This window comes from Variovorax sp. H27-G14, from assembly GCF_046156345.1.
Taxonomy (GTDB): Bacteria; Pseudomonadota; Gammaproteobacteria; order Burkholderiales; family Burkholderiaceae_C; genus Variovorax.
Genome location: NZ_JAYLVN010000004.1, coordinates 466,660 through 479,039, shown reverse-complemented (window position 1 = coordinate 479,039; position 12,380 = coordinate 466,660). Strand labels below are relative to the sequence as shown.

Annotated in this window: 9 protein-coding genes; 5 read left to right on the top strand and 4 right to left on the bottom strand. The window is 70.3% G+C overall.

Going from position 1 to position 12,380, the window contains the following annotated elements; translation table 11 throughout:
- Positions 1–128: 128 nt before the first annotated feature.
- Positions 129–1,283, top strand: coding sequence for a CaiB/BaiF CoA transferase family protein (locus VLK31_RS14775; RefSeq protein WP_409169149.1), 1,155 nt, complete (start codon positions 129–131; stop codon positions 1,281–1,283).
- Here the strand turns inward: VLK31_RS14775 and VLK31_RS14770 are convergent.
- A complete protein-coding gene (locus VLK31_RS14770) occupies positions 1,266–2,621 on the bottom strand; it encodes a UDP-glucose dehydrogenase family protein (RefSeq protein ID WP_409169148.1) in 1,356 nt (451 codons plus the stop codon). The genes VLK31_RS14775 and VLK31_RS14770 overlap by 18 nt on opposite strands.
- A 105-nt stretch (positions 2,622–2,726) precedes the next feature.
- Between VLK31_RS14770 and VLK31_RS14765 the strand changes: the two genes are divergently transcribed.
- From VLK31_RS14765 to VLK31_RS14750, 4 genes are read left to right on the top strand one after another with little or no spacing between them, the layout of a single operon-like run.
- The gene (locus tag VLK31_RS14765; protein WP_409169147.1) at positions 2,727–3,752 is read left to right on the top strand and encodes a glycosyltransferase; all 1,026 of its coding nucleotides are present in this window, start codon (positions 2,727–2,729) and stop codon (positions 3,750–3,752) included.
- 58 nt (positions 3,753–3,810) lie between these two features.
- Positions 3,811–4,851 carry a hypothetical protein gene (locus VLK31_RS14760; RefSeq protein ID WP_409169146.1) on the top strand — a complete coding sequence of 347 codons (1,041 nt, stop codon included), beginning with the start codon at positions 3,811–3,813 and terminating at the stop codon, positions 4,849–4,851.
- Positions 4,841–5,617, top strand: a complete 777-nt coding sequence (locus tag VLK31_RS14755) for a hypothetical protein (protein ID WP_409169145.1) — start codon at positions 4,841–4,843, stop codon at positions 5,615–5,617. Before VLK31_RS14760 ends, VLK31_RS14755 begins: the two co-directional genes overlap by 11 nt.
- A gap of 3 nt (positions 5,618–5,620) precedes the next feature.
- Positions 5,621–6,733, top strand: a complete 1,113-nt coding sequence (locus tag VLK31_RS14750; protein WP_409169144.1) for a hypothetical protein — start codon at positions 5,621–5,623, stop codon at positions 6,731–6,733.
- Between the two features lie 346 nt (positions 6,734–7,079).
- Here the strand turns inward: VLK31_RS14750 and VLK31_RS14745 are convergent, their stop codons facing one another.
- The 3 genes from VLK31_RS14745 to VLK31_RS14735 form a co-directional block, all read right to left on the bottom strand.
- Positions 7,080–8,747, bottom strand: a complete 1,668-nt coding sequence (locus VLK31_RS14745) for a hypothetical protein (protein WP_409169143.1) — start codon at positions 8,745–8,747, stop codon at positions 7,080–7,082.
- Positions 8,748–8,901: 154 nt separating this feature from the next.
- Positions 8,902–9,942, bottom strand: a complete 1,041-nt coding sequence (locus VLK31_RS14740) for a Bug family tripartite tricarboxylate transporter substrate binding protein (RefSeq protein ID WP_409169142.1) — start codon at positions 9,940–9,942, stop codon at positions 8,902–8,904.
- Between the two features lie 47 nt (positions 9,943–9,989).
- Positions 9,990–12,377 carry a hypothetical protein gene (locus VLK31_RS14735; protein WP_409169141.1) on the bottom strand — a complete coding sequence of 796 codons (2,388 nt, stop codon included), beginning with the start codon at positions 12,375–12,377 and terminating at the stop codon, positions 9,990–9,992.
- Positions 12,378–12,380: the final 3 nt, after the last annotated feature.

The window sequence follows — 12,380 nt, the reverse complement described above, 5'->3', positions numbered from 1 at the left end:
CACAGGGCGTCGGGTGCTCCCCGCAGCGAAATAAAGGAGGAGCGAAGCGGGGGACATTCGCGGAGGGGAGCACCCGGCGGCCTGTGCACGCGCCCTGAACAAACGACTGAAAAAAACGGACCACAGAAATGACAACAGCAAAACAAGGCGCCCTCACAGGCATCCGAGTCCTGGACATCTCCCGCATCCTGGGCGGCCCGTACTGCGGACAAATCTTGGGTGACCACGGTGCAGACGTGCTGAAAATCGAGCCCCCGCAAGGTGACGACACACGCACCTGGGGCCCCCCGTTCAAAGAAGGCGTGGCCTCGTATTACCACGGCCTCAACCGCAACAAACGCGTGCAACACCTCGACTTCTCGACAGAAGAAGGCCGCACCGCACTGCTTGCCTTGGTGGCACAAGCCGACGTGCTCATCGAGAACTTCAAGACCGGCACCATGGAACGCTGGGGCATCGGCTACGAGGCGCTGTCACAACGCTTCCCGCGCCTCGTGTGGTGCCGCGTGTCGGGCTTCGGGGCCGACGGCCCGCTGGGCGCGCTGCCCGGCTACGACGCCGCCGTGCAGGCCATGACCGGCATCATGAGCATCAACGGCGAAGCCGACGGCGGACCGCTGCGCGTGGGGCTGCCCGTGGTCGACATGGTGACCGGGCTGAACGCCGTCATCGGCGTGCTGCTCGCACTGCAGGAGCGCCACCGCAGCGGCCGCGGCCAGTTCGTCGAGGCCGCCCTGTACGACAGCGGCCTGTCGCTGCTGCACCCGCACGCGGCCAACTGGTTCATGGACGGCACCGAACCGCGCCGCACCGGCAACGCCCACCCCAACATCTATCCGTACGACGCGCTGGCCACCGGCACCGACCCCGTGTTCGTGGCCGTGGGCAACGACCGCCAATTTGCCAGCCTGTGCCGCTGCATCGGCCTGCCTGCGCTGTCGGACGACCCGCTCTACCGCACGGCCGGTGCACGCTCCGTGCACCGCGACGGACTCAAGCAACAGCTCGAGGCGGCCATGGCCGCTTTCGATGGCCGGGAACTGGTCGCGCAACTCATGGCCGCCGGCGTGCCCGCCGCCCCGGTGCTGCCGGTCGACGCCGCGCTGCAGCACCCGCACACGCTGCACCGCGAAATGGTGGTCGAGATGCCCGGCGGCTACCGCGGCATCGGCGCGCCGGTGAAGCTCGGCCGCACGCCGGCAAGCTACCGGCACGCACCGCTCACGCCCGGCGATGCCTTTCTGCCGCTGGAGACCGGGGACGCCTCAGCGCCGCAGGCATGACCGGCCACGGCCGATGCCGTAGTACGCGATGCCGGCCGCTTCGACCTGCGCCGCGTCGTACAGGTTGCGTCCGTCGAAGAGCGCCGGCATGTACGGCGCCGGCGAGCCCAGCGCCTGCGCAATGCGCGCGAAATCGGGCTGGCGGAACTCCGGCCATTCGGTGACCAGCGCCAGTGCATCGGCGCCGTGCAGCGCGTCTTGCGCGGATGCGCACCAGCGCAGGTCGTCACGCTCGCCAAGGAGCGCGCGTGCATTCGGCATGGCCGCCGGGTCGTACACCTGCACGCGCGCGCCGGCAGCCCACAGCCGCTCCAGCAACACCAGGCTGGGCGCGTCGCGCATGTCGTCGGTGTCGGGCTTGAAGGCCAGGCCCCACACCGCGAGGGTCTTGCCCGCGATGCGGCCTTCGAAGTGGTGCGTCATCAGGTCGAACAGCCGGCCCTTCTGTTCGTGGTTGGTGGCCTCCACCGCCGACAGAATGCGCAGCGTGTGGCCGTCGCGCTGCGCCATGCGCGTGAGCGCGCGCACGTCCTTCGCCAGGCAGGAGCCGCCATAGCCCGCGCCCGCCTGCAGAAAGTCGGGCCCGATGCGCCGGTCCGCACCAATGCCGCGGCGCACCATCTCGATGTCCGCACCCGCATGCTCGGCCACGCGCGCCATTTCGTTCATGAAGCTGATGCGCGTGGCCAGCATGGCGTTGGCGGCGTACTTGGTGAGCTCGGCCGAGCGGCGGTCCATCACCAGCAACTGCGACGGGTCTGACATGAACGGCGCATAGAGCCGGCTCAGCAGGTCGATGGCCCACGGGTCCTGCGAGCCGATGACCACGCGCTCGGGCTGCCGGCAGTCGCGCACCGCGGAGCCTTCGCGCAAGAACTCGGGGTTCACCGCCACCGCGATGCGGTGCCGCGCGCCACGCCGCGAGAGCTCGCCGTTCAGCACCATTTCGACCTGGTCGGCGGTGCCCACCGGCGCGGTCGACTTGCACACGACCAGCGCCTCGCGGTCGCGCAGCCGGCCGATGCCCGCGGCCACGGCCATCACATGGCGCAGGTCGACCCGGCCTTCCGCGTCGGCCGGCGTGTTGACGACGATGAAGAGCACCTCGCCATGCAGGCAGGCCGCGTGCGCGTCGGCGGTGAAGCGCAACGTGCCGGCGGCCAGGCCGGCGGTCACCAACGCTTCGAGGCCGGGTTCGTGCAGGGGCATCAGGCCGCGCTGCAGGCCCTCGATGCGCGCCAGATCCGCGTCCGCGCACAGCACCTCGTAGCCGGCCTCGGCCAGGCTGGCGGCAAAGCTCAGGCCGACATAGCCGGCGCCGAAGAGGCTGACCTTCATGGCCGGCCCCCTGCAGGGTGACGGTGCGGGCACTGGTGGGCGGCGCGGTTGTGCGATAAAAGCAGGATGGATTCTTTCAAAACCGTGTCTGGACAGGAAAATTCGATGATGCCCGATCAAGTTGCCGCGCGTTGCGCTCTGGTTCTGGAGACCAACAACCTGCGCGGCGGAGCGGATGCCGAGGCCAGGACCAGCACCAGCCTGCAGCGCCTGGTCGCCCTGCTCGCCAAACAGCGGCTGCCGCTCACGGCATTGGCCCAGGTGGTGATCACGCACGACGGCCTGAGCCCCGCCACCTGCGAGGCGGTGAGCCGGCTCGCGGGCCGCCCGGTCGACTTTGTTCGCATCGACCACAGCACCGGCTACTACGACGCCAAGAACGTCGGCTTCGAGGCCACTGACGCGCAGCGCTGCACCCACGTGGTGTTTGCCGACGCCGACTGCCTGCCCGACGACGACTGGCTGCTGCAGATGCTGCTGCCGTTCACGCGCACCGACGCCCCCGCGGTGGTGGCCGGGCGCACCAGCTACGCGGCCAACATGGTGGGCACGGCGCTGACCACCATCGACTTCATGTACTTCCCCAACGCGGACCATGCCGGCGCCACCAGCAACTTCTACGCGAACAACGTGGTGTTCCGCCGCGACGTGTTCGCGCAGCACAGCTACCAGGCGCTGGACGGCGTGTACCGCGCGCACTGCCAGGTGCTGGGCATGCGGCTGAAGGCGGCCGGCGTGCCGATTCACTACGCCGCGCAGGCCCACACCGAGCACCGCCTGCCCGACACGCGCGCCGAGGCGCTCAAGCTGCGCTGGATGCGCGGACAAGACACCTGTTCGCTCACGCCGCACCTGCTGCGCAGCTATGTCTCCGCGCGCTGGCAATGGCTGGCCAGGAGCGGCCCCATCGGCCCGCTGGCCGTGCTGTTCACGCGCCTGGGTTTCAGCGTGAAGGCGCTGAACCACCAAGACCTGCCGCCGCTGCGCGGCCTGCGCTGGCTGGGCGGCGTGGCGCTCATCGTGGGCTTCTCGGCGGTCGACATGCTGGGCGCGTTGGCACGCGGCATCGGCTGGCACACCACCGGCAAGACCCATGCGGACGCGCAGGCGCTGTCGTACCACAAGCCTTGAACGCCACGGGGCGCTTTCTCTCTTTCTCCTTCAGTCAGAAGAACAACAACACAAGACCATGCACATCCGCTCGTTTTTCACCACCCGCCACCTGGCACAGAAGCGCGGGAGGGGCCTGGGCCTGGCCCTGGCCCTGGCGGGCGCCTGCACGCTGGCCGGCGCGGCCGACTTCACCGGCCGCGGCGTCTTCAACTTCAGGTCCGACGCGGGCTGCCCCTTTGCCGCGCTGGCCGGCGCAGGCAACGACTGCAACCGCCTGGCGCTCGACGATGCCGACACCCGCGCCGCGCTCGACAGCGCCGCGCACACCATTCGCTTCACCAACACGCGCAGCTACGCCGAGAAAACCATCGTCGGCGACGTGCTGCTGCAGGGCTCCGGCCAGGCACGCAGCGGCCAGCGCGTGCCGCTCACCTTCCATGCGCTGCTGAGCCGCTCGGGCACCGCGTGGTCGGTGAGCAGCCATGCGCACACGCCCATCGGCGACGAGTTCAGCGACATCCGCATCGATCCTTTCCAGGTGGTGGTGAACGACGCGGGCGCCGACCGCACGGTGCTCACTGCCGACCAGGTGGTAGAGGCGCTGGCCAAGCCCTCGCTGACCGCGCGCCTGGCCAACGTGCTGGTGCAGGTGGACGACAACCGCGCTGACGGCGCAAAAGACGCCGACATCACCATCGGCCTGGGTCTGAGCAAGGCCTCGAAATCGGTGGCGCGTGCGCGCTTTCATGCACCGCCTGCCAAGGGCCGCGAGCTGGCCCAGGCCATGCAGCAAGGCAACTGGACGCTGGAGCTGCAGGCGCTCAGCGGCAAGATTCCGCGCCAGGTGGTGCAGCGCGACTTGTTCCTGTACGGGCTCGAGTCGCAGTCGCTGCTGCAGCCGCTGTTGCAGCGCGGCTTCCACAAGAACGAAAAGCTGGTGCTGGGTGCCACCAATGGCAAGGGCTATGTGCGCTACGACGGCCAGCAGCGCGAGTTCGCGGGGGCCGATGCGGCCGCGCGCGCGTTTCTGCAGGACAGCTTCATCGGGCTGGTGCTGGGCTGGCAGCAACAACAGGCCGAGCAGCCCAAGGCCGTTGCGCAGTCCCATGGACGCTGACCCCTCCGTCGCTGTCGCGGCCCCTGCCATGCCGGGCTTCGACTGCCTCGCGCCGCCCACCTTGCGCGGCTGGCCCGCGATGCAGGCGCGCCTGGTGCACCACGTGAAGCGCGCCGCACTGCGCCAACTGCATGCGAGCAATGCCGGCGAGATGCTGCTGCTGCGCTTCTACCTGGTGGGCGAAGAGTCTTCCGAGCAGGCGCTGCAGCGCGAGCTGCGCATCGCCCCGCCCGAGTGGCTGGTGCGCCAACTCGACCAGCACCTGGCCGACGAGCAGCTGCATGCGCGCCTGTTCGCGCAGGCCATCGTCGAGCGCGGCGGCAGCGCGCAGGCCGCAGCCTCGCCAGAAGAAGCACCGCGACCCGACTGGCTGAGCCGCCGCAAGCTCGCGCGCTGGCAGGCGCTCATTCGCCGCCATGCACCGCACTTTGCGCACGGCGGCCTGGTGCCGGCCTATGCCATCGGCCTGTCGGCCGAGCAGATGGCCTCGCGCATCCTGCAGCGCCATTGCGCGCTGATTGGCGAGCAGCATGCGCTGCACCCGCTGCTCACGCGCGTGCTGGCCGACGAAGACCGCCACATTCGCCTGTGCAGCCGCACGCTGCAGCGCTGCGTGGCGCCGCACGAGCAGGCGCGGCTGGCGCAACTGATGCGCGAGGTGCGCGACACCGAGCGCGGCTTTGGCGTGACCGGCGCGCTGGGCATGTGGCTGGCCGGCGTGGCACTGCGGCTGCGCCCTGGCGCGGCACGCCCGGCGCACGCCTGAGCGATGCCACCGCGCATCGTCTACCTCGCGACCGCGGACGCGCGCGGCCACCTGATGCGCGCGCAGTTGCTCACGCATGCGCTGCGCGCGGCCGGCGCGCAGGTGCAGGTGCTGACCACGTCGGACGAGGGCGCGCGTTTTCTGGCCGGCTTCGGCATCGACGCGCCTGTGCTGTCGCGCCATTACGCCGTGCAGTTCGATGCGCAGCAGAACATGCTGCGCCGCGAGACCGACCGCAACGTGGCGCACTACATGTTTCACCCGGGGCGCATGTTGCGCGACGTGTGGCGGCTGCGCGCCTGGTTCCGCCATGCGGACCTGGTGGTGAACGACTCGTTCCACCCGGCGTTGCTGTTGATGGGCTGGTTGCCGTTCTGGCGGCGCAAGGTGGTGCATGTGTACGGCGCGAGCCTGCGGCAGGCGCTGGAGACGAACTTCAAGGGCCGCATGCCACTCGCCGTGGCCAAGGTATTCGGCGGCATCGTGGCGTGGCAGATCGACCGCAGCAAGGCGCGCATCGCGCATGACTTTGCGTACGGCGAGCCGGCGCACGACGGGCATGGCGGGCACCGGCTGGCCACGCCTGTCGCGATAGTCGATGCGGTGGACCATGGCGATGCGGGGCGGCGTGTGGCGGCGGTCTACCTGAATCCGCATTTCAAGGACGCGGCGCTCGCGGACGGGCTGGAGCAGGGCCTGGCCGATGCGGGCCTGCCCGCGCACCTGGTCGGTGAAGGCTATGCGCAACGTGTGCACTGGCATGCGCGCGACGAGCGCTGGATCGAGGCGGCGGCACACAGTGCGTTCATTGTTTCGGCGCCGGGCATGGCGGCGTTGTCGATTGCGTCGGTGTACCGCAAACCCATTCTGCTGTTGCTGACGGACCAACCGGAACAGGCGATGAACGCGGGGCGCGCGACGCAGTTGGGGCTGGCGCATCGCGTGGTGGTGTGGCGCGGCGATGCACAGAAGTTTGCGCGGGCCGTGTCGGTTGCATCGGGTGAGTTGCTGGCCCTGCCTTCGAGCCCTTCGGATGCATCGGAAGGGCGGCAGGCGGCTGTTGAAAGGCTTCGTCCCTGGACTGCTTTGATGTTGAGGCTTGCTGCTTCTGGGTGACCGAGTTCTGGGGGGCTTTTTCAGGGCTGCGTTGTTCAGGGCGTGTGCACAGGCCGCCGGGTACTCCCCTCCGCGAATGTCCCCCGCTTCGCTCCTCCTTTATTTCGCTGCGGGGAGCACCCGACGCCCTGTGCACCTGGGCACGCTGCTGGTGCTCGCTGATCAACAACGGCTCTGCGCAACGGCCACGCTGCCTGTGCGCGGCTGATAAACCCCGGCTCTGAACTCGCTCACGTCGATGGGGTGCTCCCCGCAGCGAAATAAAGGAGGAGGCCGCAGGCCGGGGGACATTCGCGGAGGGGAGCACCCCGTCGGCGTGAGCGACGCCCCGAACAACAGCGCAACCCTACCTGGCAACCCCACGCGCCGAATCGACAAGCAAACGAAAAGCACGCGTCATCGCCCGCACCGGATGCATCTCGGGCCATCGCCGGGTCGCAGCCTTCGGCGGTGCGGAGACCACGCCCCGCCCCGTGCTCAGCGACACCTGCAGCCTGCCAAGGGTGAACCCCGGCCGGGACAAGGCGCGCCGCAACCCACCGCGCACCGTGTCACCGGCCACGACGAACTGCAACACCAGGCACTTGCGCCCCGCCGCGGGCTCGATCTCGAACACCACGCTGCGCCGCCGCGCGCCCGTGCCGCGCTGGCCCGGCAACACCATGCCGTCGAACAACGCATGCACGCTCGTGGCCTTGGCATTGCTGCGGTAATCGATGCGCACCGCCAGCCGGTACGGCTGCTGGTGACCCTGCCCCGGTGGATGCGACAGCGACGGCAGCGGAATCACCAGGCAGGCCAGTTCGCCCTCGCTGCGCGCGCCCACGCCGTCGAAGCCCACCCAGCCATGGCTGAGCCAGCCCATGGCGGGGCTGCCGGGGTTGAATGCATAGGGCCGGCCCATCTGCAGCTCGGCCACCGCGCTCAGGCCCTGGGCCTGGTCGTCGAGGCCCCAGCGCGTCTGAAAGGCCTTGTCGATGCCCGCGGCGGGCCAGGCCGACAGGCCCGGCGCGGCATGCGCCAGGCTGTCGCCGCACAGGGCTGCCACGCAGTCCACCGATCCCAACGACGCGTCCATCGGCAGCCAGCCCGAGCAGGCCCGCGGCAGTTGCGCCGGCGCATTGCGGTCGGCATGAATGAGGGCGTGGGCGGGCTTGCGGAAGTAGCGTGCCTCGCTCAGCACGCTCGACGACAGGCTCGCCGCAAAGTGCACGTTGGTGGCCGCCAGCAACGCATAGGTGTTCTCGTGCGTCCATGCCACGTTGGGAATGGCGCGCGCAATGGGGGCCAGGTCGTGCAGCGCGCTCTCGTACGGGTGCGGCTTCACGACCAGCAGGTCGACGCTGCGGGCCAGCTCGCGCAGCGGCGCAATCACGCTGGCCGGGTGCATGGTGCGCCCGCCGCTGACCAGCGACAGGTCGACCAGGCTCTGGCCGAAGAACAGCCCCACGCGCAGCCGCGGGTCGAACAGCGTGCCCGCGCCATGCCGCGCGAAGCGGCCCTTCAGCGCGCTCGCATGGTTCCAGAACAGCTCCTCTTCGACACGGCGCGCGCGCAGGGCGGCCTCGATCACGGGGTCGTTGGTGCGCGCGCAGAAATGCAGGTGCTCGGTGAAGCGACGCGGATCGATCTCTATATCGAGGTAGCTCGCGCCGCCCCGGTCGATGCAGCGCTGCAGCGCGGGTGTGAGGCCCCAGCCGATCACCAGGCAGCCCGGCTCGAACACCGGCAGTCCCTCACGCCCGGCCAACGGCACCAGGTCGGCCACGCAGGCGCGCGCCCAGCCGGCGGGCGTGCAGGGCAGCGCCAGCCGATGCATCAGGCGCGCGACGTCGATGCGCCCACCTTCGGACAGGGGCGCCATCTCGGACAGCGGCAGGCCGAGGCGGCCCAGCGCGGTGTCGAAGAAGGCGCGCAGAAAGCGCCGGTTGGCAACGTGGTACTGCAGCCCGTTGACCGAGGAGCGGAAGACATCGTCCGCAAAAATGACGTGGTGGAACCGGCGATTGGTCATCGGTTTGGGGCGCGGCAGCCTGCCCGTTGCAGACCGTCCCGCCGACCTTTCCTGAGCGATGCGCCAATCTAGGCAGGCACTCTTAGCGCCGAGTGAGAGCAGCGCGGCGTGCGCGCAAAGTTGCCGTAAAGGGCGCTCTCAGCCGCTTTGCCGCTCAGTCCAGGCTGAGGTTCAGCTCACGAATCAGCGGATGCCAACGCGCCGACTCGCCCTGCAGCAGCGCCGCGAACTGACTCGGTGCATCGCCCACGGGCTCCACGCCAAACTCGGCCAGCTTGCGCTGCACGGCCGGGTTGTGGATGGCATTGGCCACCGACTGCTGCAGCCGCGCCACCAGTTCGCCCGGCGTGCTGGCAGGCACCACCAGGCCCATGAGCGCGGCGGCCTCCACGCGCGGCATGCCCAGTTCGGCGAAGGTCGGTACGCCCGGCAGCTCTTTCAGGCGCTGCGGGTGCGCCACCGCCAGCGCGCGCAGCTTGCCGCTCTGGATGAAACGGCGCGACGCGGCCAGGTCGCACATCATCACGGGCAACTGGCCACCGGCCACGTCGGCCAGCGCGGGCGCCGCGCCGCGATAAGGCACGTGCACCATCGCCAGGCCGGCCTCGCGTTCGAGCAGTTCCATGGCCAGGTGCTGCGGGCTGCCGGTGCCGGCGGAGGCGAAGCTGACCCTGCCGGGGAAGGCGCGCGCGTCTTCGATGAAGGCCCGCGCGTCCTTCTGGCCGCTGGCGGGGCCGACCAGCAGCACCATCGGCAGGCGGCCCAGCAGGGTGACGGGCGCGAAGTCGCGCGAGGGGTTGTAGCTGAGGTTGCGGTACAGCGCGGGGTTGAACACCAGCATGCCGTTGTCGGCCGACAGCAAGGTGTAGCCGTCGGCCGGCGCGCGCGCGGCCTCGATGGCGCCCAGCGCGGTGTTGCCACCGGCACGGTTCTCGATGAGCACCGGCTGGCCCGCGTCGACGGCCAGTTGCGCGCCGATGCTGCGCGCGACGATGTCGGCGCCGGCACCGGCCGGGTACGGCACGATCCAGCGGATCGGCTTGGCGGGGTAGTCCGAGGCGGAGGCAGAGCCGGAAGAGCCCAAAGAGCCGGAAGAGGAGGGGTCGGCGGCTTGCGCCCTCCCCGCGCGAGGCAGCCCGGCCGCCGCAAGGGCGGCCATGGCCAGGCATCGCAGCAGCAGCGGTCGGCGGGTCATGGGGCGTCGGTCTCCGAAGGAGATGAAGCCGCCATGTTAGGCCCGCTTCAGAGGTCGTAGCGCGCGTGCATGGCCTCGTGCCACTCGGTCGGCTCGCCGGCGGCGCGCGCCAGGTCCAGCCAGCACAGCTGCAGGCCCTGGCACAGCGTGGCCAAGCGGGCGGCAATGGCGCGCGGCGGAACGTCGGCGGGGGCGGTCACGGCGAGGTAGACACCAGGGAGGCCAGAGAGGCCGCTTTCTTCCTCGTCGTCTCCCTCATCGTCACTGCCCTCATCGCCCTCCTCGTCGCTGGCGTCCGGGTCGGTCACGCGGTAGCCCTCGTTGCTGTACTGCCAGGTGCTCCAGCCCGCCTCGTCCAGCGCGTCGCGCAGGGCGGTGACGCGGTCTTCGCCGGGGTGCACGCCGTCGATCATGTAGCTGGGGCCGTGCGTGCCCTTTTGCAGCACGTGCACGGGCTCGGTGAACACGCGGGTGTATTCGCGCAGTTCTTCCTCGTCCTCGGGCGGCTGCTCGGCCAGCTTGGGCTCGAACACCACCCAGTCGCCCAGGCGCTGCGGCACGCCGCGCGGCGACGGCTGCACGATGCGCGCGGTGGCCGGGCCGGTGCGGCGCGCGAGCACGTCGCGCTCGCGGCCGTTCTCGTCGTAGCGCAGGTAGACCAGGCCCCAGTTTTCCTCGATGGGGCTGTCTTCAGCCTCGTCGGGCGCGCCGGGTTCGCCGGGCTCCAGCTCCATCTCCAGCGCGCGGGTCTGGGCGCGCACCTCGGCCCACTCCTGCGCGGCGGTGGCGGCAATCAGCAGCTCCCAGCGGCGGCCGGGCGCGGGTGTTTCCCCGGCGGCTTCCTCGGCCTTCAGCACCTCGCGACGTTGCGTCACGGCGGTTGCAAAGTCTTTCAGCTGCATGGCGGCGTCGGCCCACAGGCGGCGGGTGGGCGTGGCTTCGGGGTCGTGCGCCAGCACCTGTTCGATCAGCGGGCCGACCTGTGCATGACGGCCTTCCTTGGCGGCCACCTGCGCGCGGTACCAGGCGGCCATGGCCGGCAGGCCGGCTTCGATGCGGCGGGCCTGCTCTTCGACGGCGGCCAGGTCACCGGCCTTCACGCACAGCTCGAACCAGTGGTTCTGCAGCGCCACCGACTGCGGCGCGGCCAGCACCATGGCCTGCAGCCGGCTGCGCGCCTGCGCATGGCAGCCGTAGTTGGACAGGGCCGAGGCCAGCATCGTCGCCAGCCCTTCGTCGCCGGGCAGCGCCTGGTGCGCCTGCTCCAGCCACTGCACCACGGTTTCGTTCGACAGGCCTTCTGCTTCGGGCGAGCGCAGCCAAGCACTCAGCTGCTCGGGGCCGCAGGGCGCCGGCTGCACCGTGGCCAATGCCAATGCCGATGCCACCGCCTGCGCGGCCTGCTGCACGCTGTCACCGGCGCCGAAGTCGTCGCGCAGCAGCGGCACATGCTCGCGCGCACGCGCCACGGCCAGCGCGGCCAGCCAGGGCACCTGGCGCGCCAGAGAAAGCTCCACCTGCGCCACCGCAAGGTCGGTCAGCAGGCGGTGGCTGCCCACGGTGTGCAGGTGCTCCAGCGTGGTCCAGATGGCATGGCCCAGCGCGGGCGTGTTCAGCTCGGGCAAGGCGCGCGCCGCCACCACGGCGGCACGGCACCACGACACGTACTCGGCCACCTCGATGTTCTCGAAGGCGGGCAGCAGCTCCCATGCGGCCTGCGGCTCGCCCGCCATGGCGAGCGCGCGGGCGCGCTGCAGCCGGCGGGTGGCCTGCTCGCGGCGGTCGTCTTCGTCGGCGTCGTCTTCCGAGTCGTCGAGCAGCTTCAGCGCGGTGCGCGGCTCGCCCGCGGCCAGCCATTGCTCGACCTCGGTGGTGACGAACAGCGTGGTCAGTTCTTCGCCGGCGCGGCGCTGCTGCTCGCGCTGGTCCTTCAGGTACAGCACGGCCTCGCGCGGCTGGCCCTGGTCGCCCATGGCGTTGGCGCGTTCGATGCTGATGCAGCCGAAGCAGCTCCAGCTGGGGTCGATGCGCGCCAGGGTTTCGTCGCAGGCGGCCAGGCGCTCGGGGGCCCAGCCGGGGCCGTCGACGTTGGCATAGGTGGCCACCAGGTCCTGCGTGACGCACACGCTCTGCGGGCAGCCCTGGGTCTTGTCCTGGTGCGCGCTTTCGTAGGCGCTGACCACCTCGCCCAGCTGCACCTCACCGTGGTGGCGCGCCACGCGGGAGGCGCACAGCCAGTGCTTGAAGTACACGTCGAGCCACGGAATGTCCAGGCTGCGTGCGGTGGCGAGCGCCTCGGGCACCAGCGCCTCGACCAGCGCATGGTTGCCCTGGTATTGCTGGTGAGGCACGTCGTGAATCAGGTGGGCCAGGCGCTGCTGGCCTTCTTCCTCCAAACGGTCCGACAGGTCATTGACCCAGGCAAAACTGTCCATCGC